The 26,317-nt window shown below is 69.2% G+C and carries 19 protein-coding genes, 1 tRNA gene and 1 pseudogene; 16 read left to right on the top strand and 5 right to left on the bottom strand.

Features of this window, described 5'->3' with window-relative positions; translation table 11 throughout:
• Positions 1-45 precede the first annotated feature (45 nt).
• The 5 genes and pseudogenes from HS104_21500 (at position 46) to lpxA (ending at position 4,297) form a co-directional block, all read left to right on the top strand.
• Positions 46-1,401, top strand: coding sequence for a cyclic nucleotide-binding domain-containing protein (locus HS104_21500; GenBank protein MBE7482543.1), 1,356 nt, complete (start codon positions 46-48; stop codon positions 1,399-1,401).
• A 54-nt stretch (positions 1,402-1,455) separates the two neighbouring features.
• A pseudogene (locus tag HS104_21495) lies at positions 1,456-1,977 on the top strand (OmpH family outer membrane protein).
• Positions 1,978-2,099: 122 nt separating this feature from the next.
• The gene (locus HS104_21490) at positions 2,100-3,023 is read left to right on the top strand and encodes a UDP-3-O-(3-hydroxymyristoyl)glucosamine N-acyltransferase (protein MBE7482542.1); all 924 of its coding nucleotides are present in this window, start codon (positions 2,100-2,102) and stop codon (positions 3,021-3,023) included.
• A 43-nt stretch (positions 3,024-3,066) separates the two neighbouring features.
• Positions 3,067-3,525, top strand: coding sequence for a 3-hydroxyacyl-ACP dehydratase FabZ (gene fabZ, locus HS104_21485; protein MBE7482541.1), 459 nt, complete (start codon positions 3,067-3,069; stop codon positions 3,523-3,525).
• A 4-nt stretch (positions 3,526-3,529) separates the two neighbouring features.
• Positions 3,530-4,297 (top strand): acyl-ACP--UDP-N-acetylglucosamine O-acyltransferase, encoded by a 768-nt coding sequence (lpxA, locus tag HS104_21480; protein MBE7482540.1) that lies wholly within the window; start codon positions 3,530-3,532, stop codon positions 4,295-4,297.
• 125 nt (positions 4,298-4,422) lie between these two features.
• On the opposite strand, the gene HS104_21475 is transcribed toward lpxA, so the two are convergent.
• Positions 4,423-7,254, bottom strand: a complete 2,832-nt coding sequence (locus HS104_21475) for a tetratricopeptide repeat protein (protein ID MBE7482539.1) — start codon at positions 7,252-7,254, stop codon at positions 4,423-4,425.
• Between the two features lie 188 nt (positions 7,255-7,442).
• On the opposite strand from HS104_21475, the gene tldD reads away from it, so the two are divergent.
• The 9 genes from tldD (at position 7,443) to HS104_21430 (ending at position 20,537) form a co-directional block, all read left to right on the top strand.
• Positions 7,443-8,888 carry a metalloprotease TldD gene (gene tldD, locus HS104_21470; protein MBE7482538.1) on the top strand — a complete coding sequence of 482 codons (1,446 nt, stop codon included), beginning with the start codon at positions 7,443-7,445 and terminating at the stop codon, positions 8,886-8,888.
• Positions 8,869-9,660, top strand: a complete 792-nt coding sequence (locus tag HS104_21465; protein MBE7482537.1) for a response regulator transcription factor — start codon at positions 8,869-8,871, stop codon at positions 9,658-9,660. Before tldD ends, HS104_21465 begins: the two co-directional genes overlap by 20 nt.
• Entirely contained in the window at positions 9,657-10,643 is a 987-nt protein-coding gene (gene pdxA / locus HS104_21460; protein ID MBE7482536.1) for a 4-hydroxythreonine-4-phosphate dehydrogenase PdxA, read from the top strand. The genes HS104_21465 and pdxA overlap by 4 nt, the downstream gene beginning before the upstream one ends.
• Before the next feature lie 11 nt (positions 10,644-10,654).
• Complete coding sequence (locus HS104_21455) at positions 10,655-12,391, top strand: N-6 DNA methylase (protein MBE7482535.1); 1,737 nt, start codon at positions 10,655-10,657, stop codon at positions 12,389-12,391.
• A gap of 167 nt (positions 12,392-12,558) precedes the next feature.
• Positions 12,559-14,112 (top strand): GNAT family N-acetyltransferase, encoded by a 1,554-nt coding sequence (locus HS104_21450; protein MBE7482534.1) that lies wholly within the window; start codon positions 12,559-12,561, stop codon positions 14,110-14,112.
• Between the two features lie 66 nt (positions 14,113-14,178).
• Entirely contained in the window at positions 14,179-15,585 is a 1,407-nt protein-coding gene (locus tag HS104_21445; protein ID MBE7482533.1) for a lysine 2,3-aminomutase, read from the top strand.
• 4 nt (positions 15,586-15,589) lie between these two features.
• Positions 15,590-16,879, top strand: a complete 1,290-nt coding sequence (locus tag HS104_21440; GenBank protein MBE7482532.1) for an aminotransferase class I/II-fold pyridoxal phosphate-dependent enzyme — start codon at positions 15,590-15,592, stop codon at positions 16,877-16,879.
• Between the two features lie 49 nt (positions 16,880-16,928).
• Positions 16,929-18,269 carry a cation:proton antiporter gene (locus tag HS104_21435; protein MBE7482531.1) on the top strand — a complete coding sequence of 447 codons (1,341 nt, stop codon included), beginning with the start codon at positions 16,929-16,931 and terminating at the stop codon, positions 18,267-18,269.
• Positions 18,270-18,314: 45 nt separating this feature from the next.
• Positions 18,315-20,537: a sulfatase-like hydrolase/transferase gene (locus HS104_21430; protein MBE7482530.1), complete on the top strand. Its 2,223-nt coding sequence runs from the start codon at positions 18,315-18,317 to the stop codon at positions 20,535-20,537.
• An 8-nt stretch (positions 20,538-20,545) separates the two neighbouring features.
• On the opposite strand, the gene HS104_21425 is transcribed toward HS104_21430, so the two are convergent.
• A tRNA-Ala gene (locus HS104_21425) sits at positions 20,546-20,621 on the bottom strand.
• A gap of 117 nt (positions 20,622-20,738) precedes the next feature.
• A complete protein-coding gene (locus HS104_21420) occupies positions 20,739-21,053 on the bottom strand; it encodes a hypothetical protein (GenBank protein ID MBE7482529.1) in 315 nt (104 codons plus the stop codon).
• A gap of 81 nt (positions 21,054-21,134) precedes the next feature.
• Between HS104_21420 and HS104_21415 the strand changes: the two genes are divergently transcribed.
• A complete protein-coding gene (locus HS104_21415; protein ID MBE7482528.1) occupies positions 21,135-21,926 on the top strand; it encodes a phosphate/phosphite/phosphonate ABC transporter substrate-binding protein in 792 nt (263 codons plus the stop codon).
• Between the two features lie 122 nt (positions 21,927-22,048).
• A complete protein-coding gene (locus HS104_21410; GenBank protein ID MBE7482527.1) occupies positions 22,049-23,497 on the top strand; it encodes a serine/threonine protein kinase in 1,449 nt (482 codons plus the stop codon).
• Positions 23,498-23,521: 24 nt separating this feature from the next.
• On the opposite strand, the gene HS104_21405 is transcribed toward HS104_21410, so the two are convergent.
• Together HS104_21405 and thrS are read right to left on the bottom strand one after the other, a co-directional pair.
• Positions 23,522-24,250, bottom strand: coding sequence for a translation initiation factor IF-3 (locus tag HS104_21405; GenBank protein MBE7482526.1), 729 nt, complete (start codon positions 24,248-24,250; stop codon positions 23,522-23,524).
• Positions 24,247-26,289 carry a threonine--tRNA ligase gene (gene thrS / locus HS104_21400; GenBank protein MBE7482525.1) on the bottom strand — a complete coding sequence of 681 codons (2,043 nt, stop codon included), beginning with the start codon at positions 26,287-26,289 and terminating at the stop codon, positions 24,247-24,249. The genes HS104_21405 and thrS overlap by 4 nt, the downstream gene beginning before the upstream one ends.
• Positions 26,290-26,317: the final 28 nt, after the last annotated feature.

Here is a 26,317-nt window from a genome sequence, read left to right as displayed (position 1 = left end):
GCGGCTTTCCGGACCTTTTTTCCGTTCGTGGTAGGCTCCGAGCCGATGACCGCGCCGCCCCGCCTCCCCGGCACTCCGCAGGGAGATAGCCCCGCGGATCGCGCGCTGGCGTTGTCTCTCGGGGGCGAGCTCGACCCCGCGCTGCGATGGGCTGCTGCGCTCTTGAAGAGTGAGCCCGCCGGTCCGCTCGGCCTGGTGGTCACCGCACGCCTGCTGTCCGCGGCGGGGCGCCGCGAGGTCGCGGTCGAGGGGCTCGAGGTCGCGGTGGCGCGGGCCATCGACATGGGCAACCTGCCGCTCGCGCTGGCGGCCTGTTGCGACCTCGAGACGCTGGGACACGATCCGGCGGCTCACCTAGACACGATCGCGAAGACGTTCTGCAAGGGCTCGCCGCGGTTGCTCTCCAAGGGCGCCTCACCGCCAGAGCTGCCGCGCTCGGCGGAGGCTTTCCAGCCGCTGCCAGCGGCGCTGTCCGGCAAGGCCCTGCTGGGCAAGGCCCAGGAGCTGATTCACGAGGCGCGCCAGCTGCTCGCCCGTGACGTCGCCGCGGAGCCGAACCGCCCCAAGGTGGTGCCGCAGCCGCTGTTCGGCGCGCTCGGCCGAGCAGACCTGCGCGCGATGCTCGACGTGTTCGAGGTGAAGACGGTCGCTGCCGGCACCGTGTTGATCGAAGAAGGCACACCCGGCGCCGAGGCGTACATCGTCGCGCGGGGCGAGCTCGAGGTGCGACGCAAGACCGAGCACGACGACTCGCTCTTGCTGGCGCGGCTCGGCAACGGCGCGCTCTTCGGCGAGATGGCGCTCTTGTCGCGCGCGCCCCGCGCTGCCAGCGTGGTCGCGGCGCGCCCCAGCATCATCTTGGTCGCGCGCAAGGACGCGCTGGACGCCATCGCGGCGCGGCAGCCCGAGGTCGCGCAGGTGTTCGCGGACCATTGCCGCCGGCGCATGGTCGAGAACTTGGTGCGCACCAGCAGCATCTTGAGCGCCGTGAAGCCCAACGAGCGCCCGGCGCTGGTGGAGCGCTTCGTGACCCGGACCTTCGAGGATGGGGACGTGCTGATCAACCAGGGCCACGCCTCCGAAGGGCTGCACCTGATCGCCTCGGGGGAGGTGGCGGTGATGCACCACGACGGCGACGACACGACCCTGATCGCGAAGCTGGGCGTGGGAGAGGTCGTCGGCGAGGTGGCGCTGGTGCTGCGCCGCCCGTCCAGCGCGGACGTGATCGCTGGCTGCCCCACCGTCACCTTGCACCTGCCCCGCGAGCGCTTCCTCGAGCTGATCAAGGAGCACCCCGCCATCCTGGGGGAGCTGTACGAGCTCGCCATCAAGCGCGACGAGGAGACCTCGAGCATCGTCGCTCAGGAAGCCGCCGACGCCGACGATTTCGTGCTGCTTTGAGCTGGCGAGGCCCCGGTTCTTGACCTGAGCCCGGCCGTTTCGTATGCCCCCGGCATGTTTCGTCTTTCGACTCGGTTCGCCCTGAGCGTCTCGCTGTTCGTGGCCGCCCTCGGCACGTCTGCCACTGCCTTGGCACAGACCAAGATCGCGGTCATCGACACGCAGCGCGCCATCATGGAGACCGAAGACGGCCTGCGAGCCCAGGCGACGTTGAAGAAGCTCTTCGACAAGCGCCAGCACGAGCTCGACAAGAAGCAGACGGATCTTCAGAAGGAACGCGAGGACATCGAGAAGCAGCAGAACGTGCTGAGCAAGGCGGCGCTGCAGAAGCGCGTCGAGAAGTGGCAGCGCGAGATGATGCAGCTCCAGACCGTGTTCGTGGAGTACAACAAGGAGCTTCAGAAGAAGCAGGGCGAGCTCACTCAGCCCATCTTCCAGAAGACGATGGGCCTGATCCGGCGTTTGGCTTCGAATGACGGCTACGATGTCGTGCTCGACAAGCAGGCCGTCCCGTACGTCCGCAGCGACCTCGATCTCACGGACCGCGTGATCCAGCAGTACAACCAGGGCGGGGGCATCGGCGACACCAAGGGCGACACCAAGGGCGGCGCCAAGGGCGGCGCCAAGGCACCGGCGGTGCCCGCACCCGCGCCCGCACCGGCACCTGCGCCGGCACCCGCGCCCGCCGCGCCCAAGCCGTGAGCCAGGGCATCCGGCTCGCGCGGAGCTCGAGGCTCCCCGAGCTGTGTGCGAGCTTCGGCGGCACGCTCGACGCCGGTCTCTACGCGCGCAGCGTCGATCGGGTCGTCGTGCCTCGAGCGGCGGAGGCAGCCACCGATCTCGTGCTCTTCACCTCGGCGCGCTTCGAGGCGCTCGCGCGCGAGTGTCCAGGCGTGGTCCTGTGCAGCAGCGAGCTCGGCGCGCGGCTGCCCGCAGGGAATCGCTGGCGGCACGAGCACGCGGACTGGGTGCTCGCCGAGTTGCTCGACGCGGCGCAGGCGGCGGCGGACGAGCCGCCGGCGGCGGCCATCGACCCGAGCGTCGAGCTCGGCGCCGGCGCGGTGATCCTGCCCGGGGCGAGCGTCGGCCCGGGCTCCAGCATCGGCCCGAACGCGGTGGTCTACGGGAACGTCGGTATCGGCGCGCGCGTCTCCGTCGGCGCCGGCGCGGTCGTCGGCCGGCCGGGGTTCGGTTGGGTCACGGGTCCGGATGGACGCCTGCGCCGGATGCCCCAGCTCGGCGGCGTCGTGGTGGAAGACGACGTGGAGATCGGCGCGCTCTCGAGCATCGACTCCGGCACGCTCGCGCCGACGCGTGTCGGCCGTGGCGCGAAGCTCGACGCGCAGGTGCACGTCGGACACAACGTCGAGATCGGCGCCGGCTGCCTGATCGCCGCGCAGTCGGGCTTCGCGGGATCCGTCGTGCTCGAGCCCGGCGTGCTCGTCGGCGGGCAGGTCGGCGTGAAGGACCACGTGCGCGTCGGAGCCGGTGCGCGCCTCGCGGCCAAGAGCGGCGTAATCGGCGACGTAGCCGCCGGTGCGACCGTCGCCGGCTTTCCCGCGGTGCCGCGCGTGCGCTGGCTCAGGGCGATGGCGCGGCTGCTCTCGCGCTCGTCCGGCTGACGGCTGTACCGCTCGCGGCTCCCGTGGCAGGCTCCCGCGTCCGATGAGCGCGCGCGCCACGAGCCTCGACATCCAGAAGATCCTGGAGATCCTCCCGCATCGATACCCGTTCGTGCTGGTCGATCGCGTCACCGACATCGAGCCCGGCAAGCGCATCCGAGGCCACAAGAACGTCAGCTACAACGAGCCCTGGGCGAACGGGCACTTCCCCGGCCGCCCCATCATGCCGGGCGTGCTGATCATCGAGGCGCTGGCGCAGATCGGCGGCATCCTCGCCTACGCCTCCGAGCCCTTCGACTCGACCAGCAGCCTGATGTACTTCCTGGGCATCGACAAGGCGAAGTTCCGCCACACGGTCACACCGGGAGACCGACTCGACCTCGAGGTCGTGGTGGTGCAGCACCGCACGAACGTGTGGAAGCTGCGCGGTGAGGCGACGGTCGAAGGGACGCTGTGCGCGCAGGGAGAGCTCTTGGCGTCGATCGTGGATCGGTCGGGGTAATCCCGTGACGTTCGTGCACCCATCCGCCGTCGTCGAGCCGGGCGCGGAGCTCGGAGAAGGCGTCGTGGTGGGACCGTTCTGCCACGTCGCAGCCGGGGTCCGCGTCGGCGATGGCTGCGAGCTCGTCGCGCACGTGAGCCTGCTCGGTCCGGGCACGCGCATCGGCCGGCGCAACCGCGTCTTCCCCGGTGCCGTGCTCGGCGCCCCGCCGCAAGACAAGTCCCACCGTGGCCAGCCGACGCTGCTCGAGCTCGGTGACGACAACGAGATCCGCGAGCAAGTGACCCTGCACCGCGGCACCGAGAAGGGCGGCGGCGTCACGCGCATCGGCTCGCGCTGCCTGTTCATGGTGGGCGCGCACGTGGCGCACGACTGTACGGTGGGCAACGACGTGATCTTGACCAACCTGGCCACGCTCGGCGGCCACGTCGTCGTCGAGGCGCACGTGGTGTGCGGCGGTCACGTCGCGGTCCAACCCTTCCTGCGCCTCGGACGCGGCTGCTTCTTGGCGGGCGGCGCGCGAGTCGAGCAGGACGTCCCGCCCTTCGTGATCGCGGCCGGCGACCGCGCGCGCGTGCGGGCGCTCAACACGGTCGGGCTCGAGCGCATGGGGGTGCCGGACGCGTCGCGCGCCGCACTCGAGCGGGCGTTCCGGCTCGTGTGGCACAAGGGTCGCCCGCTCGCGGAGGGCGTGCGCCTGGCGCGGGCAGAGCTCTCGGGGGACGGGTACGTAGCCGAGTTGCTCGAAGCGCTCGAGCGTCGAACCGGTTAGCGCGGCGGATTCTGCGCAAGACGCTCGGCACCCCGGAACGCGCTGCGACGCACGGGATGTCCGCGGGATGGACGTTTCGCGCATCGCAAGGCGCTGCGGCGCACGGGATGTTCCCGCCCCGGGAGCTAGCCCTTCGACTCGAACAGGTCGTCGAACACGCGGTCGAAGTCTTCTTCCTCGTTCACCGCGCGGGTGCCGGAGGCGGGACGGGCGCCGGGTTGCAGCGCCGCGATGCGCTCGGTCACGCCGCGGTAGCGCGGGTCCTTCTTGGCGACCTTCTCGAAGTAGAAGAGCGCGTCTTTCGCCGCGCCCTTCATCTCGTAGACGTTGGCCAGGTCGTAGAACAGCGCCATCTCCTGATCCGGAGTCTTCTGCTGTGCCTCCAGGCCGCGGATGTAGGCCTTCGCCGAGAGGTCCAGCTCGCCGCGCTCGAGGCGGATCATGCCGATCATCGCGTAGCACATGCACTCGCGGCTCGGGTCGCGGGCGGCCAGCTCGAACTCGTTCATGGCGTCGGGGAGGAGACCCATCTCCTTGTACGCAACGCCCAGGTCGTAGTGCGTCGCGCTGTCGTTCTCGCTGACCTGCGCGCGGATGCCGGCCTTGAACTTCTCGAACACCCGATCGACGTCCTGATCGGACAGCGAGCTCGGCGCCGGCGCTGGCGCGGCGACCGGCTCGAGGCTGTCGAGGGCTTCGAGCGACGCAGCGATGTCGAACGCGCGGTCTTCGGGCTCTGCGGTCGCGACCGCCACCGGGGCGACGGCGGCACGCTCGATGGCCGTACCCCTCCGGGTATCGCGAAGCGCGTCGCTCTGCGTCGGCACCGCGAGCATGTGCTCGATCTCCGCCATGCGTTCCAAGAGGAGCGGGTGGCCAGGCGCCCGCGCGAGTTGGTCGGCCACGATGGCCTTGGCGTCGTCGTAGAGGCCTCGCGAGGCGAAGAACTCCGCTTCCTCGAGCGCCTCCTCGATGGCCTCGTGGCTTGGCGAGACCTCCCCCACCGTGGTGGGCTGGGCCTCGTCGAAGCCGGCTCCAGCCGAGTCCGTGTCCGCCTCCGCTTCCACGTACTCGGGCTCGGGCTCGGCATCGAGGTACTCGGGCTCTTCTTCCGGGTAGTGCGCGGGCTGGTCGAGGTCCTCGAGCAGCGCGTCGTCCTCCGAGCCGAGCGGGAAGCTCGGAAGGGGGCCGGCGGCTTGGGGATCGCTGGAGACCGCGAAGGGATCGTCCATGCGGAACGCCGCGTCCGGATCGGGGAGCGGGTGAGGGCTCGCCATCACGCTGGAAGCGCTGACCTCCTCCAGGTCGTAAGACGGCAGCGGCCCGCGCGAGCGGTACTCGTCCCACGCCGGCGCCGAGGCGTAGCCCACCTCGACGCTGCCCTGCTCCTCGACGAAGTCCGCGGACACCGTCTCGGTCGGGCTGTCGGCCGTCCAGGCTTGTCCCGGCGCGCCGCCACTCTGGATCTGCGCCAGCATCTCCAACGCGACCGGGTGCTGCGGCTCCGAGTCGATCACGTCGTAGAGCAGCATCTCGGCGCGTTCGAGATCGTTGCGCTCCAGGTAGATGGCGGCGAGCGTGACGGACTCCCCGATCGCCGCGTCGCGATCTCCCGACTCGAGCAACAGCTCGCGGAGCTTCTCGCGGACGTCGAGGCTTCCCGGGCTGACCTCCAGCGCGATCTGCAGGGTCTCGAGGGCCTTGCTGTAGAGGCGCAGCTTTCGGAACGCCTCGGAGTCCACCAGTGCCTTCTTGACGTGGGCCTCGACGTCGAAGTCCTCCGCGCCGGCGTAACCGTCGGAGATGTCCACCTGCGCGTCGGCGATGATCACGTCGGGAGAGCTGGCCTGGAACGGCCGCATCTCGGGGCGGCTAGGGCGCTGAAGCGCGAAGGGCGCCTCGGAGGGCGCTTCGTATTCTTCGGGCTCGACCTCTTCGACGTGCGAAATGTGCTCTTCTTCGTCGACGATCTCGACGTCTTCGTCGCCGACGTGAACGCTGGAAGGCTCTCGGCTCGGCGCCGGCGGCATGGAAGGCGCCATCGACAAGAGCGCCCGCACGCCCTCGTCGTCCGGCGCGACCTGCTGCAAATGCGCGATCAGCTGGTCGAACAGATCTTGGCGCCCCGCCTCGCGGGAGATGCGCGCCATCTCCTTGTAGACCTCGACGGCCTTGTCGGCCTGCCCGATGACGGTGAAGGCCTGCGCCAGGAGCCCCAGCGTGTCGAGGTCGCGCGGATCGACTTGGAAGGCGATCTGCAGCTTGGCCAGGGCTTGCAAGCCGTCCTCGCGCCGCCCCTTCTGCAGGTAGAGCTGCGCGGCCATGCGCGCGTATTTGGGCTCCGGCTTGAAATGGAGGATGCGCTCGATGACCTTCAGCGCGTCCTCGCGCCGGTCGAGCTTGAGCAGGAGCTCGGCCGCGGTCCAGAACGCCTCGATGGCGTCGTCGAGATCCTGGACCCGGCAACAGGCCTCCGCGAGCCGCAGGTAGGGCAGCGGGTTGGTCGAGTCCAGCGAGACCATCTTCTGGAACACCTCGATGGCGTCCCGGTCGAGGTTGTTGCGCTGGTACCGAGCGGCGACCTCGTCCCAGGCAGCCAGCGCGTCGCTGGTCAAGCCGAGCTGGGTGTAGATCTCCGCCAGCTTGGGCACGATGTACGCGTAGCGGTCGGTGAGCTGCGGCGTGTGCTTGCGGATGACCTCGCGGATCTGTTTGTAGACGGCGATGGCCTTGAGCGCGAAGCCCTGCTCCGCGTAGAACTGCCCCACGCGATCGTAGGTGGCGATGGCCTGGTCGTAGGCCTGGATGCGAGTCTGCAGGTCGCCGACCTTGAGCAAGGTCCGCATGTCCTTGGGGTCGAGCTGAACGACCTTCAGGTAGTCTTCGACGGCCCGGTCGTACCGCTTCTTGTCGACCCACTTCTGGGCGCTCTGCAGTAGTTTTTCGCGATCCGACACTTGGAGCCTTCCGCCGGAGCGGGCAGCCTCGCTCGGGCAGGGGATGGAAGCGCCAAATCGTACGCGATAGCGCCGGTCACCGTCAAATTGGCGTGGGATTTCGAGCGAGTGGGCCCCACTCTTGGCCCGGGAGACGCGTTCAGCCCCCGGTTGCGGCTCGGCGCGAGCCGCTTCATCGTCTCGCCAGCATGACCGCCAGCAGCACTTATCGCGCGCCGTTCGCCGCCGGCGGACCGCTCGCCATCGACGCCGAGATCTGTCGGAAGCTCCTCGCGATCGCCCTCGGACGCGGTGGCGACTACGCGGATCTGTTCTTCGAGTATCGGGCCGGCGGCGGCCTGGTCTTCGAGGAGGGCATCACCAAGAGCGCCTCCCGCGGGGTGAGCATGGGCCTCGGCGTGCGCGTGCAGCGCGGCGACGCGACGGGTTACGCGCACACCGAAGATCTGACCATGGACGCGATGAAGCGGGCGGCCGAGACCGCGGCCCGCATCGCCAACGAGAATGGCAAGGCGCCTCCGCTGCGCTTGGACCCGCTCTCGCTGTCGAGCCGCTACGAGCTCGACGTGCCGAGCATCGACGTCGCGGGCATGGACAAGCGCCGGCTGCTGGAGCGCGCCAGCCGTGCGGCGCACGCCTTCGACCCTCGCATCTTGAAGGTGGAGGCGACCTTCGCCGAAGAAATCCGGGAAATTCTCGTCGCGACCAGCGACGGCCGGCTTGCCCACGACGTGCAACCCCTGTTGCGGTTCGGCGTGCGAGCCATCGCGGAGGAGAACGGCAAGCGGGAGTCCGGCTCGAGCGGCGGCGGAGGGCGCATGACGCTGGGCTACTTCGAGGATCGGAGCCCGGAGTGGCACGCCGAGCGCGCCGCCAAGCAGGCCATCACCATGCTGGGCGCCAAGCAGGCGCCGGCGGGACAGATGGAGGTCGTGCTCGCCCCCGGCGACAGCGGCATCTTGCTGCACGAGGCCGTCGGACACGGGCTCGAAGCCGACTTCAACCGCAAGGGCACCAGCAACTACACGGGCATGGTGGGCAAGCCCGTCGCCAGCGAGCTGTGCACGGTGGTGGACGACCCCACGTTCTTGCAGAGCCGTGGCTCCATCAACGTGGACGACGAAGGGATCGAGCCGGAGAAGAGCGTGCTCATAGAGGACGGCGTCTTGCGCGGCTACATGCAAGATCGGCTGTCTGCGCGGCATTTCAAGGTCTCTCCCCGCGGCAACGGCCGGCGCGAGAGCTTCGCTTGCGTGCCCATGCCGCGCATGACGAACACCGTGCTGCTCGCCGGACCCCACGACGCCGAGGAGATCGTGCGCAGCGTGAAGCGCGGCATCTTCGCCAAGACCTTCGGCGGAGGTCAGGTGGACATCTCGAATGGAGACTTCGTGTTCTCGCTCACCGAGAGCTACCTGATCGAAGACGGCAAGCTCACCGCGCCGCTCAAGGGAGTGAACCTGATCGGCAACGGCCCGGAGACCCTGCGCGACGTGACGATGCTGGGCAACGACGTCGCCATCTCGGACGGCATCTGGACCTGCGGCAAGGACGGCCAGAGCGTGCCTGTCGGGGTCGGCTGCCCGACCATCAAGATCCAGAAGATCACCGTCGGTGGCACCGAAATCGGTTGAGTCGGTCGGCGGGCGCTCCCGGACGTTCGTGGGGGTGATCGGTCACGGCCCGCTCTTGGAGCGGGAAGACGGTGCCGCGGCCACGCTACGCCAGCTCGGGGCCACGGTGCGGACGCTGGATCTGTGGGACGATCCGCTCAACCTGGTGCGCGACGACGACGAGGAGCTCGGGGTCTGCGCCCGCGCCTTCGTCTTCGAGGCGCTCGACCGACCCGATCTAGCCGTCGTGGCCCTGCGGGCGCTGCGCAAGGAGAGCTCCTTCGACGGCGTGGGCGCGCTCATCGCCTTGACCGTGGGCCAAATCGCGCGCGTCGAGCCCTCGAGCGGCTTCGACGACTTCGTGCTCCACCCGTACGTGCCGGAGGAGCTGTACGCCCGCATTCGCGCCATCGAGTGGCGACGCAGCGAGTTCTCGACCGACGAGCGGCTCAAGGTCGGCACGCTGATCGTGGACAAGGCGGCGCACAGCGTCAGCGTGAACGGTCGAGTCGTGCCGCTGACCGCCAAGGAGTTCGCCCTGCTGGCGTACCTGTGCGAGCGGCGCGGGCGCGTTCACACCCGCGAGCACCTCTTGGCTCGGGTCTGGGGCAATCGTTACGAGGGCGGGCCGCGTACCGTGGACATCCACGTGCGCCGCCTGCGCGCGAAGCTGGGTGAGGCGTTGCCGCTCGAGACGCTGCGTGGGTCCGGCTACAAGCTGCGCGCGCCGGAGGGTGTCGAGTCGGTGAGCGGTGACTCCACGCCGCCGCCGCCTTCCACGGAGGACGCATGATCGCCGTGAGCACGGGCTGCCCAGCGGGCGTTGGACCGGAGGTCTCCGTCGCGGCGGCGGCTCGGCTGGGCAAGCCCTGCGTGCTGGTGGGCGACTCGGCGACGCTGCTCCTGGCGGCAGAGCGCGTCGGCGTGAGCCGCGACCGCCTGGTGCCCTTCGCCCGTCGCGCGAAGAAGGGCCAGATCCACCTGCTCCACGTCGGGCCTGCGCTCGGGCCAGCAGATCGGCGTCCGGGGCGCCCCAGCCGTCGCAGCGGCGCGGCGCAGCTCGCCTACGTGGACGTGGCCTACGGCCTCGTGGAGGCGGGGGTGTGCAGCGCGCTCGTGACGGGGCCGGTGAGCAAGGCGGCCATCGCGCGTTCGGGTGCGCCGGGGGCCCGGGGCTTTCGCGGCCACACCGAGCACCTGGCGGAGCGTGCCGGCGCCCCGCACGCGGTGATGTGCTTCGCTTCGCGGGAGCTCGTGACCAGTCTGGTGACGACCCACCTGCCGCTCGCGCGCGTGCCCAAGGCCATCACGCGCTCGGGCGTGGCTCGGGCCGCCGTCGCGCTCGCCGACCTGCTCGCCGCGCTCGGAGTGCGCGCACCACACATCGCCGTGTGCTCGCTGAATCCGCACGCTGGCGAGGGCGAGCTCCTGGGCACGGAGGAGCGCACCGCCATCGTCCCGGGCATCCGGAGCGCCGCGCGTTCGCTGGGCCGGCGGGCGCGGCTGTGCGGCCCGCTGGGTGCCGAGAGCGCCTATCGCAAGGCGCGCGCCGGCGACTTCGACGGAGTGGTCGCCATGTACCACGACCAGGCGACCATCCCGCTCAAGCTGGTGTCGTTCGGCGACGCCGTGAACGTGACGATGGGCCTCGGCGTGGTGCGCACCAGCGTGGATCACGGCACCGCCTACGACATCGCCTGGCAGGGCAGGGCCGATCCGTCAGGCATGCAGAGCGCGATGCGGCTGGCGCTTTCCATCCGGCAGCGGCCTCGCTAGAGTCGGAGCCGGTGAGCCTCTCCCGGAACGAGCTCAGGAAGCTCGGCGAGCTCGGCCTCGCGCGGGGCGAGGGTTTGCCGGCGCTGATGCGCGCCGCCGCGCTGGCACTGGCGCGCGCCCGCGGCCTGGACGGAGAGATGTCGCTGCGCCTGCGGCTGTTCCAGACGCCCGAGCGCGAGGGCTTCGAAGCGCTGGAGGAGCACTTCGCGCGAGCCGAGCCCGACGCGCTCGGTCAGCTCTACGAGGTGCTGCTCGAGGCGGGCGGGCGCAAGCGGAGCGGTAGCTACTTCACGCCCGGCGCGCTTGCGCTTCAGGTGACGCGGGCTGCGCTCTCGGCTCGGGGTGACACGCTGCCCGCCAGCGTGTGCGATCCCGCGCTGGGCGGAGGTGCGTTCCTGCTCGCGGCGGCCGAAGAGCTCGCGCGCCGGGGAGCGGGTAGCCGGCGCGCGATCGTCGAGACTCGCCTCTACGGCGCCGATCTGAGCCCGCTCGCCGTGGCCGTCGCGGAGGCTGCGCTCTGGCTCTGGTGTGGCGAGCCCGACTTAGACCCGACGCCGCTCCGCGAGCGCTTGCTCGCCCTCGACGCCCTCGAGCGCGGCTGGGAGCAGCGCCTCCCCGGCGTGGGCGCGCGCGGCTTCGAGCTGGTGATCGGCAACCCTCCGTGGGTCGCTTACGCGGGGCGCGCGGCGCAGCCGCTCGAGCCGAGCGTGCGGCGCCGGCTGAGCGAGAGCTTCCGCGCGTTCCGCGGTTACCCCACGTTGCACGGCTTGTTCGTGGAGCGCGCGGCCGAGCTCGCGCCAAACGGAGTGCTCGCGCTGATCGTGCCCAGCCCGCTCGCCGATCTGGAAGGCTACCGCCCCGTGCGCCGAGCGCTCGGCGCCACGCACGCGCCCTGCGAGCCGCTGCTAGAGCTCGGGCAGGACGCGTTCGAGGGTGTCACGCAGCCGTGCTTCGCGCTGGTCGCTTCGCCCGGCGGCGGCGCCGAAGATGGCCGCCCGTTCCGGCTCGTCGAGCGGCAACGCGCCCGCGGCGCGGCCAGCGAGGTCCAGGCGCCGGAGGTGCTGACGCGCATCGCCAGTCTGCCGAGCCTGCCGCGCGAGCTGTTCGGAGAGCTCGGCTTCCAGAGCGCGGGCGACGTCGCGAAGACGCTGTTCTTGCGGGCCGACGCGCCCGACGAGCGGCATACGTTGCCCTTGCTCGAGGGCAAGCGCGTCAGCGAGTTTCGCGCCGCGCCGCCGAAGCTGTTCCTGAACCCCGACCCCGGCGCGCTGGCGCGAGCGCGCTGCCGGGTGCGCTCCAGAGAGCAGTACCTGCGCGCGCGCTTCGTCGTGCGCCAGACCGCCAAGTACCCCATCGCGGCGCTCCACGACGGGCTGCCATTCCGCAACACGCTGCTCGCGGGCTTCGAGCACGAAGAGATCTCACCCGCGCTGGCCGTCGCGCTCTTGAACAGCACGCTCTACCGCGCGCTGCACCTGGCGCTGCGGCGAGACGCACGCCAGGCGGTGTTCCCTCAGGTCAAGGTCGGGCACCTGCGCGCGCTGCCGCGGCCGCCGCACGACCCGGGCGCGTTTCGGGCGCTCGAAGGGCTCACTCGGCGCGCATCCGCGGACAGCTCGGTGGCGGGCCTACGGCCAGAGCTCGACGGGTTGGTGTTCGGGCTGTTCGGCCTGACGAGCGACGAGCGCGATGCCGTTCGGAGGTTCGTGCTGCGGTGCGCGCCGGAGCTGGCTAGAGCTGGGATCTGAGCGCGCGCAGCGTGGGCGCCACCCAAGCACCAGCTGGGGGTGGCTCCGGGCGGTCGACGTCCCTACCTCTCCGTGATGACATCCAAGTTTCCTGACGACGTCCTGCGCTGCTCTGCACGTGCGGCGACCGCTACGCCGAGGCGCGAGCCTCATGACAGGTGAAAGACATGGCGAACAAACTGGACCTGGCTAGCTTCGAAAAGAAAGTCCGCGTGCGCCGCCTGCGAGCGCGCGACTACGACAGCGTCGTCGCCCTTCAGCTCGCCTGCTTCCCGAGCATGAAGCCGTGGTCGCGCGAGCAGTTCGAGAGCCAGCTGACGACCTTCCCGGAGGGTCAGCTGGGTGTGACCGTGAACCAGGCGCTCGTGGCGTCGTCGTCCAGCCTCATCGTGGACTTCGACATGTACAGCGAGTGGCACGATTGGATGAAGCTGTCCGACAGCGGTTTCATCCGCAATCACGACCCGAAGGGCGACACCCTGTACGGCATCGAGATCATGGTGCACCCCCAGTTTCGTGGGATGAAGCTCGCGCGCCGCCTGTACGAGGCACGCAAGCAGCTCTGTCGTGACCTGAACCTCGCCCGCATCGTGATCGGAGGTCGCATCCCGGGATATCGGGAGCACGCCAAGCGGATCACCGCGCAGCAGTACTGCGACCGGGTCGTTCGCAAGGAGCTCGTCGATCCGGTGTTGACCACTCAGGTCGCCAACGGCTTCGTGCTGCAGCGACTGATTCCGGATTACCTGCCGTCGGACGAGGACTCGTCGGGCTGGGCCACCCACATGGAGTGGGTGAACCTCGACTACCGTCCCAGCGAGCAACGGAACCTGCGCGCGGTCCAGAGCGTCCGCATCGGCGCGGTGCAGTACAAGATGCGCGCGATCTCGAGCTTCGAGGACTTCGCGCAGCAGGTCGCGTTCTTCGTCGACGTCGCCAGCGACTACCGCTGCGACTTCGTGGTGTTCCCCGAGCTCTTCACGCTGCAGCTGCTCGGGTTGGCCAGATCCAAACGCCCCGGTCTGGCCGCGAGAAAGCTCGCGGATTTCACGCCCAGGTACCTCGAGCTGATGACGGCGCTGGCCATCAAGCACGACGTGAACATCGTCGGAGGCAGCCTGTTCAGCATCGAACATGGCAGGCTCTTCAACATCGCCTATCTGTTTCGTAGAAACGGCACGCTCGGCAAGCAGTACAAGCTTCACGTGACCCCCTCGGAGCGCAAGTGGTGGGGCGTGGAAGGTGGCAGCCGGGTCGAGGTCTTCGAAACCGATCGCGGGCGCGTGGCCATCAACGTCTGCTACGACGTGGAGTTCCCGGAATTGGCCAGAGTTGCCGCGAAGTCCGGGGCTCAGATCCTGTTCGTTCCGTTCAACACGGAGGGGCGCCACGGGTACCTGCGGGTCCGGCACTGTGCGCAGGCCCGGGCCATCGAGAACCACTTGTACGTGGTGATCGCAGGTTGCACGGGCAACTTGCCGAACGTGGAGAACGCGGACATCCACTACGCGCAGTCTGCCATCCTGACGCCGGTGGACATCCCCTTCGCTCGCGACGGGGTGGCCGACGAGTGCCAGCCCAACGTGGAGACCATCGTCATGCACGACGTGGATCTCGAGCTCCTGCGACGACACCGCTACACCGGCACCACCACCAACTGGGCAGACCGGCGCACGGATCTCTACGAGATCAGATTCCTGCCCGATGGCTCCGTCGTCTGAGCATTGCGTCCATCTTCCGAGGCTGGTGCTTTGACAGCACCAGGAGCGCGTGTCATTGGGTGAGAGATGGCTGGCCGAGCCCGAATCCGCGCTCGCAAGTACCGCGCGTTGCAGCGCGGCGACATCGATCGAATGCCGGAGCTCGCGCGGCTGAGCGCGGAGCAACGCCTGGAGATGAAGGCGGTGTCCGCGGTCCTACCGTTCCGCGTGAACGAGTACGTGGCCGAAGAGCTCATCGATTGGAGCAAGGTCCCGGACGATCCGATCTTCCAGCTGACGTTCCCGCAGCCGGGGATGCTCGACCCGGAGGCGCTCCGGAGCATGCTCGAGCTGGTGCGGAAGGGGGCACCGGAGGCTCAGATCGAGGCTGCTGCGCGTCGCATCCAGCGCTCGTTGAATCCCCACCCGGCGGGCCAGATCGAGCTGAACGTGCCGCGCGTCGGCGGCCGGCCGTTGCGGGGCTTGCAGCACAAATACCGTGAGACCGTGCTGTTCTTCCCCAGTCAGGGCCAGACTTGTCATGCGTACTGCACGTATTGCTTTCGCTGGGCGCAGTTCGTCGGCATCGACGAGCTGAAGTTCGCGAGCCGGGAGGTCGAGGGGCTGGTCGCGTACTTGCTCGCACACCGAGAGGTTTCGAGCGTGCTCCTCACGGGTGGTGACCCTCTGATCATGAAGACCTCGGTGCTTCGCCGCTACGTGGAGCCCCTGCTCGCGCCAGAGCTCGAGCACATCACCTCCATCCGCATCGGGACCAAGGCACTCGGGTATTGGCCGTACCGCTTCGTCACAGATCCGGACGCCGACGACCTGTTGCGGTTGTTCGAAGAGGTGCGAGCCGCCGGCCGACACATCGCGCTCATGGGGCACTACACTCACCCGCGGGAGCTGGAGACGCCGGTCGCCCAAGCCGCGATTCAGCGCGTGCGCCGAGCGGGCGCGGTAGTGCGCTGCCAGGCGCCGATCGTGCGTCACGTCAACGACAAGGTCCGGACCTGGGCCAACATGTGGCGCTTGCAGGTCCAGCTCGGGGCGGTGCCGTATTACATGTTCGTGGAGCGCGACACTGGGCCCAAGAACTACTTCGAGGTGCCGCTCGCCAAGAGCCTCGAGATCTTCAATCAGGCTTTTCGCCTGGTCTCCGGCCTAGCGCGCACGGTGCGCGGGCCCTCCATGAGCGCCACCCCTGGAAAGGTGCTGGTCGATGGGGTCGCGGAGGTCCAGGGCGAGCAGGTCTTCGTGCTGAAGTTCCTCCAGGCGCGCGACCCCGACTGGGTGGGCAAGCCGTTCTTCGCGCGCTTCGACCCGGATGCGACCTGGCTCGACCAGCTCGTGCCGGCTTTTGGCGTGTCGAAGTTCTTCTTCGAGTCGGAGTTGCGCAAGATCCGCCGCACTCACCGCCAGCAGGCCTGGGGTGATAGCGTCCCCGATCGGCGGCGATCGGTGGTGTTCGGTCACGTGGAGTGGGAGTGAGCCGATGGACGGGAGCAAGCCGGGGGTTCACCTGAACCTCAATGTCTGGGGCCTGGGGCGCTCGCCGACGATCGCCATCGACGCCCGCAGCCGAGAGCTCGCCGCCGCCGGACACCGCATCTATCGCTTCGGCCTCGGCCAGAGCCCGTTCCCCGTGCCCGCTCCCGTCGTCGCAGCGCTGCGGGAGCACGCGCCGGTGAAAGACTACCTGCCGGTGGAGGGACTGCCGGCGCTGCGCGAGGCAGTGGCGCGCTACTACTGCCTGCGCGGCGTCGAGCGCACGGCCCAGGACATCTTGGTCGGCCCAGGGTCGAAGGAGCTGATGTTCCTTCTGCAGCTCACCTTCTACGGCGACCTCGTCATCCCGACGCCGAGCTGGGTGTCTTACGCGCCGCAGGCGCAGATCGTCGGGCGCCCGATCCGCTGGGTACCCACCACCGCGGAGGACGGCTGGCCGCTCACGCCCGCCGAGCTCGATCGAGTTTGCCGCGACGAACCGGAGAAGCCGCGGCTGGTGGTGCTGAACTACCCCGCGAACCCCACGGGACAGACCTACGACGTCGGTCGCCTGGAGGAGCTGGCCGCCGTCGCCCGGCGCTACCGCGCGCTGCTCCTGAGCGACGAAATCTACGGCGAGCTGCACCACCAGGGACTCCACGAATCCGTGGCGCGCTTCTACCCGGAGGGCACCATCGTCAGCAGCGGTCTCAGCAAGTGGTGCGGTGCTGGAGGCTGGCGACTGGGCACCTTCGCGTTCCCGCCGACCCTGGCCTGGCTTCGAGAGGCGATGGCGGCGGTAGCGAGCGAAACCTTCACCTCGACGAGCGCGCCGATCCAATACGCGGCCGTCACCGCCTTCGAGGTCGGAGCCGAAATCCAGCAGTACCTCCGTAGCGCTCGGCGAGTGCTCCGCGCTTTCGGTGCGCTCGTCCATCGCGAGCTCGTGCGCGCCGGCGCCGAGGTGGCCGAGCCGTGTGGAGGGTTCTACGTGTTTCCGGACTTCGGCCCGCTCCGGCAGAGGCTTCGCGAGCGAGGGATCGAAACCAGCACGGAGCTGTGCGAGCGGCTGCTCCTGGAGACGGGCGTGGCCCTGCTTCCGGGTCTGGCCTTCGGACGCCCGCCGGAAGAGCTCACCGCGCGCTTGGCCTACGTGGACTTCGACGGAGCTCTGGCACTCGTCGCGGCCCGAGCGCTCGAGCCCGAGTCCGAGCTCGACGAGGGGTTCGTCGCCCAGCAGGCCCCTCGTCTCGTCGAGGGGCTCTCGCGGCTGACGGAGTGGTGCGCCGCGCGCTGAGCCAACGTCTGCTGGCCGTACGTCTCGGTCTGGGTGACAATCGCTGCGCATGGGAGTTGCTTCGTTCCTTCTGGCCGTCGCCGGGATCTTCCTGATCGGTGCCGCGGGCGAGGCAGTATTCCGCCGGACCAGCGTACCGGACGTCATCTGGCTGATCTTGGTCGGTATCCTCCTGGGTCCGATCCTGCACTTCGTCACGCGCGAGCAGCTCACCAACATCGCGCCCTACTTCGCCGCGCTGACGCTGGTCGTGGTCTTGTTCGAAGGGGGGAGCAAGCTCGACCTGGGGGACGTGTCTCGCGCGGCGCCGCGCTCGGCGCTCCTCGCGCTCGTGAGCTTCGGGCTCGCCGTAGCGGCCGTCACCCTTCTCAGCATGGGCGCGCGCCTGGTGGGAGTGCTGCCGGGCACGTGGAGCTGGACTCACGGGCTCCTGCTCGGGGCGATCCTCGGTGGCTCGAGCTCGATCATAATCATGCCTGCCATGCAGCAGGCGAAGGTGGCCCCCCGCGTCGCCAGCCTGGTCGGGCTGGAGTCGGCCTTCACCGACGCTTTTTGCGTCGTCGGTGCCAGCGCCCTCATCGACATCCTGGCCGCCAGCGCCTTGCCCGGGCAGTCACCGGCGGCCGCGCTCCTGACCTCGTTCGCGATCGGCGCTGGGATGGGAGCCGTCTCGGGCGCCGCCTGGCTCTTGGTGCTGCGATTCCTGCGCGACAGCGAGCACGCCTACCCGATCACGCTCTCGTCGTTGATCGTGCTGTACGTGGCGATCGATCACGCGGGAGGCAGCGCGGCGCTCGGCATCCTCGCCTTCGCGGTCATCGTCGGCAACGCCAAGGGGATCAGCGCCAAGGTCGGCCTGACGGATCAGCGCGGGCTCGGGCGAGACGTTCGAGGCTTCCACACCCAGATGACCTTCATCATCAAGTCGTTCTTCTTCACGTTCATCGGGGCGATGCTGGGGCCTCCCTTAGGCCTGATCGCCTTCGGTATCTTGCTGGGCGCCACGATGCTCGCAGCGCGCGTGCCCGCCGTGCATGCCGCCATGGTCGGGACCGATTTCGGCCCCGCCGACCGCAAGCTGGTCATGGTTTCTCTGCCGCGCGGCATGGCGGCGGGCGTGCTGGCGACGCTGCCCGCCGCTGCGGGCGTGCCTTCCACCGAGCAGCTGCCCACGGTGGTGTTCGCCGCGGTGTTCACCTCGATCCTGGTGTTCGCCGTCGGCTTCCCGCTCGTCCGTCGCGGCGCGCGGCAGGGGCCAGCGGAGGCGTCGGCTCCGATCCCTCCCGCGGCGGGAACGGAAGCAGCGGCCGCTCAGGAGCCGCCGCCGAACGAACCGGTGGGCGATGGGCCGCCGCCACCGCCCGGCGCTCCAGGCGACGAACAAGCTTGACCGGGGAGGCTTCTACGCACGCATGAGTCCGCCTATCCTGGGCCCTTGCCGGACTCCTCGTACTCAGACGGTGCGCGCGCGTTGCCGCGTCTCGCGGGCGCACCGGAAGAGCCCGACTCCACTCGGGCGTCGGCGACCCGCGATCGCGCGCTGGCACGCCGCGCGGTGCTCGCCCGGCAGGTGGACGCGCTGCTTCTCACCGCCTGCATCTGCGTCCTGGTCGGCCTGGCGTTCGCGGGGATCGACGTCACCTGGCGAGCGCTCGGGGCACGAAGCCCCGACCTCGGCCACTGCGTCGCCGCGCTGGCTCTGTACTCGGCTGCGGCCGCGTTGGCCGGCTGCTTCGCCCACGTGCTCATCGGGCTGGAGGACGCGCTTCACCGGCGCGTCGCCGAACGCCGCCCCCGCCTGGCGCTGGCGCTGCGAACGCTCCTCGCCGGGCTCGCCGCAGCAGGGCTCTCCTCGGGCACTGCCTTCTGGGTCTTTGGCGGCGCCCGAGTCCGGACCACGGAGATGGCGCGCCATGGGCCGTGGGCGCTGATGCTCGGCGTCGGAGTCGGCGCAGCGCTGCTCGCCCTCTCTCTGAGCGTCGCCCTACGTCGCTTCAAGAGCGGCCGCCGCGCCGGGCCCACGCTGTTCGCGCTGCTCTTGGCGGTCGCCGCCGTGCTCGTCACCCAGGTCGATCTCCGGGTGTACGTGGCGCTCTACGCCCGGCTGCACACGATGCTGGAGGTGGTGGCCGCGGTGCTGCTGCTCGCGGCGTTCTCGATCGTAGCCCTCTGGTTGCCGCGCTGGGGCGTCCGGGCAGCCGCCGTCGCGGCGTTCGGGTGTCTGCTCGTGCTGGTAGCCGCGAGCGGAGCCAGAGCTTGGATGGAGCGCGAGCTGCGCGGCGTCTGGGTCGAACCCATCTACGCCGGGCGCCTGCTCTCCAGAGCCCAGTCCCTGGAGAGCTACCTGACCGATCCGGCGGGGTGGCGAGGCAGCTCAGCCTCCGGCATCGCTCGGCTGAAGGAGGACTACGACATCGAGAGCACGACCCTCGATCCGATCTGGAACGCGGCGCCGCCGGAGACGCCGGCCGAGCGCGCAGCGCTCGCGGCGATGCGCAGAAGCATCCCACAGCCGAACGTCGCGATCTTCTACGTAGACACGCTGCGGTACGACGTGGCCTCCGATCCCAAGGTCATGCCCAACGTCAGTGAGTTCCTGCGGAGCAGCGTGTCCTTCACCCGCGCCTACGCCACCGGCTCCGACACGCTGCGCTCGCTGCCGGCGATCACCAGCGGCTCCCTCCTGGCCAGACCGGAGGGGCAGAACGACTTCCTGGAGGTGGCGCGCCGCCGTGGCTGGCATCGCGGCTTGGTGATCCCTCAATCGGCCCACGAGTTTCTGGACAAGGAGGCGCCGGCGTTCGGGTTCGACGAGCGGCTGGGCGTGAAGGACTTCGCGCCGGTGCGGATGGACGTGTGGGGATACGGAGCCGACCAACCCGCCTCCGACCGCGTCGTCGATCGCTCACTCGAGTGGATGAAGCAGAACAAGGACAAGAAGTTCCTGCTCTGGAGCTTCCACTTCGACCTGCACAACTGGCGCGAGCTCAGCGACAGGCGAGTGGCGGAGATGGCTCGCACCTACGACATGCCCGAGGGTGCCGGGATGCTCCGATACGCGGTGGTGGCGCGCGGCATCGACGCCGAATTCGGACGCTTTCTACGCGGCCTGGACCAGCTGGGCCTCGCCGACGACACCATCGTGGTCTTTCTCTCGGACCACGGCGAGGGGGTCGGCCGGGAAGGTTTCTGGGTGCACTCGATCTTCCTCTGGGACGTCTTGCTGCGCGTCCCGCTGGCGCTGCGAGTCCCCGGTCTCGCCCCCCGGGTCGTGGACACGCCGGTGTCGCTCGTCGATCTCGCTCCTACGCTGGCGCGCTGGTTCGAGCCCGAGGTCTCGATGCGGGGTTATCACGGCGAGGACCTGCTCGCGCGCCTACTGCCCGGAGCTCCCAAGCGACGGCGCCCGCTCCTGGCGCACAGCGGGACCCACGATTCAGCGCGGAGACTCGGCGTGATCGACCCCGCTGGAACCTCGAAGCTGGTGGTGCAGCTCGAGAGCGGCGTGCCCGAGCTCTACGACCTGAGCGCGTCGGATCCGGACTGGGAAGACCTGGCAGACGCTCAACGCACCCGCACGCTGGAGCTGCTCAACCACCTGGTCCGCTCGCCCGTGTTCCCCCGCGCCGACGAGGCGACCAGCGCGCTTCAGCACTGATCGCGACTTGGTGGAGTCGAGGGGGATCGAACCCCTGACCTCCTGGATGCCATCCAGGCGCTCTCCCAGCTGAGCTACGACCCCGGGAAGGGACGCGGGATATTGCATGAGGCGTCGCCGAATGCGAGCGCTTTCTGTGCGCGCGCCGGCGACCGCCGCTGCTTTTCGTTTCTTGCCCGCCGACCGGCGGGCTCAGCTGCCTCAACCGCCTTTGGGCATGGGCTGCGCCCCGCCCGGAGCCGGCATCGGCGCTGGGGCGGGTGCAGGTGCCGGGGGCGGCGCTGCCTTGGCCTTCGCTTCCTCGGCGGCCGCTTGGGCGGCGCGCTGGAGCTCCTCCGTCGTCTTGCCGGGGGGCTGGGTGGCCACGAAGAAGATCGCGGCGCTCAAGAACAACACGCCGCCGAGCAGAGGCATCCACCCCGGCGTGCGCGGCTCGTCGGCATCGAGCACTTCCGGTTCTTCCGTAGGGTGGGAGACGACGACGCCGTCGGTCTCGTCGTGGTGGTGGGACGCCATGGCTTGGCTCATAGCACAAGTTCGTGGCCCGTCCGCGGGGTGGGGTGACTTCCCGGGCAAACGGGGGCATACGGAGCCCTGGTGTCCCCGCTCAAGTTCGCCGCCGTTTCCGCGGAGTCGGCTACCGCGGACTCCCTCGCTCGCTTCTGCGAGAAGCTCGGCCGCGCCACCGGGCTATCCGTTCAGCCCCGCCTGCTCGGCAGCTACGCGGACCTCAAGGCGGGCACCCTCGCCGGCGAGCTCGACGTGGTCTGGGCTCCACCCCTGGTGGCCATCGACCTGGAGGACGAGTCCGCGGCCCAGAGCGTGGTCGTCGTCCACCGCTCCGCGCGAGCTGGCTACTACTCCGCCCTGTTCGCCAGGACCGAGTCGCGCTTCACCCGACCGGAGGACCTCCGCGGCGCCCGGGCCGCCTGGGTGTCCAAGGACAGCGCCTCGGGCTACTTCGTGCCCCGCTGGCACTTGCGCTCGATGGGTATCCGCCTCGCCGAAGCGTTCGCCAGTGAAGCGCTGCTCGGCACCCACGAGGCGGTGACTCGGGCGGTGCTCGACGAGACGGCCGACGTGGGGGCGACCCACGTCGCGCTCGATCCGGTGACGGGTAATCTCGCCTCGGCGCCGTGGCTCGCGCAGGGAGTCGCGCCGAGCGCCGTTCGGGTTCTGCTCCTGGTCGGGCCTATCCCCGGCGACGTGATCGCCGTGAGCCAGCGCGTCGATGGCTCGACGCGGCGCAGATTGGTCGCCGCGCTCGTGGCGATGAAAGAAGACGCGTCGAGCCGGAACCTGTTCGAGGCGGGGCAGTTCGACCCCGTTCCGGAGGGGCACCTGGATCTGCTCCGGCGCCTGGCGCGCTTTCGCGAGACGAAAGCGTGAAGTCGTTGCACTCCGCCGAAATTCAGCGAAGATCCTCGTTCTTGACCCCCGCTCCCGCGGGCGCCTAGGCTGCCTTTCGCGCTTGGACTCGAGCGTATTCGTGCTCGACGCTGCACACCGCGATGGCCCAACAACAACGGTACCGAGTCCTCGAGAAGATCGCATCCGGCGGCATGGCCGAGGTGTTCCGCGCGGAGAGCGCGGGTCTCGAAGGGTTCAAGAAGACCGTCGCCATCAAGCGCGTGCTCCCGCACCTGTCGGAGAAGAAGCAGTTCATCGGCATGTTCCTGGACGAGGCGCGCCTCTCCGCGCACCTCTCCCATTCGAACTGCGTTCAGGTCTTCGACATCGGCGTCGGCGACAACACCTACTTCATCGTCATGGAGTACGTCGATGGCGCCGATCTCAAGGCGATCATCGACCAGGCGCGCCGCGGCGGGAAGCCTTTCCCGCTGGAGCTGGCAGCGCTGATCTGCCTGCGCATCTGCGAAGGCCTCTCCTACGCCCACGAGGCCAGCGACGGGCACGGGCACACGCTCGGCATCGTGCACCGCGACATGTCGCCCCCGAACGTGCTCATCACCCGCCACGGCGAGGTCAAGATCGTGGACTTCGGCCTGGCCAAGGCGAACAGCCAGCTCGAGAAGAGCGAGCCGGGCATCATCAAGGGCAAGTTCAGCTACCTGTCGCCGGAGGCGGCCCTCGGTCAGCCCATCGACCACCGCACCGACATCTTCGCCGTCGGCATCATCTTGTGGGAGATGCTGGCCGGGCGCCGCCTCTTTCTCGGTGACAGCGACCTGGACACCGTGCGCCAGGTCCAGGCCGCGCGCATCCCGCCGATCAAGCAGTTTCACCCGCACGCCACCGCTGAGCTCGACCGCGTGCTGGCCAAGGCGCTCGCCCGGGATCCGGCTCAGCGCTACCAGAGCGCGCGCGATCTCGGCCGCGATCTGAACGACCTGCTCTTCCACTCCGGGCACCCGGTGTCGTCCTTCGACATTGCGGCGCTCGTCGAGCCGATCGTCAGGAGCCGCGAAGACGTCAAGCAGCGCGACAAGAAGAAGTCGATCATCGGCTCGCTGATCGAGGAGGCGCTCTTCGAGTTCACCTCGCTGCAAGGGGGCGACAGCGCGGACCGCTCCAGCGCGGAGATCGGCGCGGCGCCTCTCAACATCGGGTCCTTCGACGGCCAGCCGGACTGGGGGAGCCAGATCGGTTTGGACCCGGCCTCGACCCCGGCGCCGGGTGCGTCCCCGGCGTCGTTCGAGCTGGGAAACCTCGCTGCGCTGGAGGACGACACGCTCTCCGGCCGGCACCGCACGCCGTCCGGCGCGCCCGGTCCGATGTCATCGGGCCCGTCGTCGGCGGTGGTGCTGAACTCGCCGCCGTCGGGTCCGCTGCCGCAGTTTCAGCAGCAGCAGCCGTTGTCCATGCCGGTGCCGCCCAAGTCCGGCGGCAAGGGCGGGCTGATCGCGTTCTTCCTGGTCCTGGTGCTGATCGGCGGCGTGGTCGGCGCGTACTTCGCCGGCGTGCTGCCGCCGAGCATCACGGGGCTGCTGAAGCGATAGGCGCGCGGGCGCCGCAGCCTTCCGTCAGGTCTTCTCGCCGCCGTCGCCGTCGTCGTCGTCGTCGTCGTCGTCGTCGTCGTCGTCGGGCTCGTGAAGCTCTTCCTCTTCCTCCTCCGGCGGCTCGTGGAAGGGCTCGCTGAGGCCGGCTTCGCGGGCCTTCTCTCGGTCCTTCTCGCGCTGAGCGCGCTCTTGGGCGACGCGCTGAAGGACGGCCGGCTTCGGCGACACGAGGGCGGCCATGGCGCGGCCTTCCATCGTCGCGTACTGCTCGATGTTGCACAGGTCTTCCACCTGCTTGAGCAGGTACTCGACCTGACGCTGCGCGACCTCGGGGTGGGTGATCTCGCGACCGCGGAAGCGCACGGTGAACTTCACCTTGTTGCCGGCCTCCGCGAACCTGCGCGCGGCGCGGACCTTGACCGCCATGTCGTGGTCGTCGGTCTTCGGGCGAAGCTTGATCTCCTTGACCTCGACCACCGTCTGCTTGCGCTTGGTCTCGCGCTGCTTCTTCTTCTCCTCGTACTTGTACTTGCCAAAGTCGAGGATCTTGCACACTGGAGGCGTGCCTTTGGGGTTGACCTCGACCAGGTCGAGGCCGGCCTCCTGTGCCCGCCGGATGGCGTCGCCGGTGGCCAATACCCCAAGGTTCGAGCCGTCTTCTGCGACGACGCGGACCTCCGGTACTCGAATGCGGTGGTTGATGCGGATCTGGGGAGTCCGCGGATCGCGGCTGAATCTTCGCCCGTTGCTCATGTGCTGATCGTCGAGTCCTGTTCTCGCGGCGACGCCGCGTGAGTCTTCAATCTGGGTGGACGCGCGTCTCCGAGCAGACGCTCGGTGAAGGCGAGAATGGTCAGGCTCCCGAGCTCGCCCTGCTCGCGGGAGCGCACCGAGAGGGTGCCGGCGTTCATCTCGTCGTCGCCAATCACCGCCAGGTAGGGGTGGCGCATGTTGCGCGCGTTGCGGATCTTGGCGCCCAGCTTGTCGGCGCCGGCGTCCACGATCACGCGCAGGCCGGCCGCGCGGAGCTCCTGCGCCACGCGCTCGGCGTATTCGGCCTGCTTCTCGCTGACCGTGAGCAACGCGACCTGCTCGGGAGCGAGCCAGACCGGGAACTTGCCCGCGCAGTGCTCGAGGTACACGCCGTAGAAGCGCTCGAGCGAGCCGAGGATCGCTCGGTGCAGCATCACCGGGCGGTGCGCGGCGCCGTCGTTGCCGATGTACTCGAGGCCGAAGCGCTCGGGCATCGAGTAGTCCACCTGGATGGTGCCGAGCTGCCAGCTCCGGCCGATGGCGTCGGTGACGTGGAACTCGAGCTTCGGGCCGTAGAAGGCGCCCTCGCCGTCGAGCTTCTCGAACGGGAGCTTGGAATCGACCAGCACCTGCTCCAGCGCCGCCTCCGCCCGGTCCCACATCTCGTCGGTGCCGACGCGTTTCTCCGGCCGGAGCGCCAGCTTGATGGCGACCTTGTCGAACGCGAACGCGTTGTAGACCTCGAACAGCAGGCTGTTGAACGAGGCTATCTCCGCCACCATCTGCTCCGGCGTGCAGAAGATGTGCGCGTCGTCCTGGCAGAAGGTGCGGACGCGGGCGAGCCCGTGGACTACGCCCCCGCGCTCGTAGCGGTGCAGGCGGCCGAAGTCGGCGACGCGCCAGGGTAGCTCTCGGTAGCTGCGCTTGCGTTGGCCGAAGATCAAGCAGTGGCTCGGACAGTTCATCGGCTTCAGGCCCGTGCGGACCGAGCCCTCGACCCAGCTCGCGAACCAGTCGCGGGCGCCCTTGGCTTCGATGGCCGCGAGCGCTTCCGGGTTGCCGGCGACGACGTCCTGGTAGGCGTCACGCGTGACGCTCAGGAACATGTTGTCCTGGTAGTTCTCCCAGTGGCCGCTGGTCTCGAACAGCTTCTTGTCGAAGACCTGCGGGGTGATGACCTCTTCGTAGCCGTAGTCCACGTAGAGATCGCGCACGTACTCGATGAGCCGGTGATAGACGCTGGCGCCGCGCGGCAGGAAGAACGGCATGGCCGGCGCGTACTCGTGGAACATCGTCAGCTCGAGCTCCTTGCCGAGCTTCCTGTGGTCGCGGGCCTTGGCCTCTTCCAGCTGCTTCAGGTAGGCGTCGAGCTCCGCCTGGGACGGGAAGGCCGTGCCGTAGATGCGCTGGAGCATCGGGTTGCGCTCGTCGCCGCGCCAATACGCGCCGGCGACGGTGGTGAGCTTCACCGCGCCCAAATGCCCGGCGTGGGGCACGTGGGGTCCCGCACAGACGTCGAACCAGCTGCCCTCTTTGCGGCCCGGGCTACCGTGACGGTACACGCTGATGCGTTCGCCGCGCTGCGCGATGCCGTCGATGATCTCGCACTTGTACTTCTCGCCCATGCCGTCGAAGAGCGCCCGCACCTCAGCGTGTGTCATCTCCTCGCGAGTAAAGGGCTTCTTGCCGGAGATGATCTTCCTCATCTCCTTCTCGATGCGCTCCAGATCCTTGTCGGTGAACGGGCCGTCCGGGCGATCGAAGTCGTAGTAGAAGCCGCTGTCGATCGAGGGGCCGATGGTGACCTGCGTGCCCGGGAACAGCCGCTGGACCGCGTCGGCCATCACGTGCGCGGCCGAGTGGCGGATCACCTGAAGCGCACGCGGGTCACCCACCCGGAGCGGCTCGAGCTTTGCGTCCTCGCCGACCGGCGTATGGAGATCGACGATGGCGCCGTTCGCCAGCACGGCGACGACGTCATCTGCGAGCTCCCCGCGGGCCTGCAAGAGCTCGCGCGGCGTGCGATGCACGTCCGCCATCAGCTCAAGCAGTCCCGGTCAGCATGAA

This window comes from Polyangiaceae bacterium (genome assembly GCA_015075635.1).
Taxonomy (GTDB): domain Bacteria; phylum Myxococcota_A; class Polyangia; order Polyangiales; family Polyangiaceae; genus JADJKB01.
Note: the sequence above shows the minus strand (reverse complement) of the source record. Positions and strands in the feature narration are given on the sequence as shown.

What these genes read in the sequence shown, in the direction of transcription:
- HS104_21500 (MBE7482543.1), top strand. Translation starts at nt 46, where the DNA reads ATGACCGCGCCGCCCCGCCTCCCCGGCACTCCGCAGGGAGATAGCCCC.
- fabZ (MBE7482541.1), top strand. Translation starts at nt 3,067, where the DNA reads ATGAGCGCGCGCGCCACGAGCCTCGACATCCAGAAGATCCTGGAGATC.
- tldD (MBE7482538.1), top strand. Translation starts at nt 7,443, where the DNA reads ATGACCGCCAGCAGCACTTATCGCGCGCCGTTCGCCGCCGGCGGACCG.
- pdxA (MBE7482536.1), top strand. Translation starts at nt 9,657, where the DNA reads ATGATCGCCGTGAGCACGGGCTGCCCAGCGGGCGTTGGACCGGAGGTC.
- HS104_21450 (MBE7482534.1), top strand. Translation starts at nt 12,559, where the DNA reads ATGGCGAACAAACTGGACCTGGCTAGCTTCGAAAAGAAAGTCCGCGTG.
- HS104_21445 (MBE7482533.1), top strand. Translation starts at nt 14,179, where the DNA reads ATGGCTGGCCGAGCCCGAATCCGCGCTCGCAAGTACCGCGCGTTGCAG.
- HS104_21440 (MBE7482532.1), top strand. Translation starts at nt 15,590, where the DNA reads ATGGACGGGAGCAAGCCGGGGGTTCACCTGAACCTCAATGTCTGGGGC.
- HS104_21435 (MBE7482531.1), top strand. Translation starts at nt 16,929, where the DNA reads ATGGGAGTTGCTTCGTTCCTTCTGGCCGTCGCCGGGATCTTCCTGATC.
- HS104_21420 (MBE7482529.1), bottom strand. Translation starts at nt 21,053, where the DNA reads ATGGCGTCCCACCACCACGACGAGACCGACGGCGTCGTCGTCTCCCAC.
- HS104_21410 (MBE7482527.1), top strand. Translation starts at nt 22,049, where the DNA reads ATGGCCCAACAACAACGGTACCGAGTCCTCGAGAAGATCGCATCCGGC.
- HS104_21405 (MBE7482526.1), bottom strand. Translation starts at nt 24,250, where the DNA reads ATGAGCAACGGGCGAAGATTCAGCCGCGATCCGCGGACTCCCCAGATC.
- thrS (MBE7482525.1), bottom strand. Translation starts at nt 26,289, where the DNA reads ATGGCGGACGTGCATCGCACGCCGCGCGAGCTCTTGCAGGCCCGCGGG.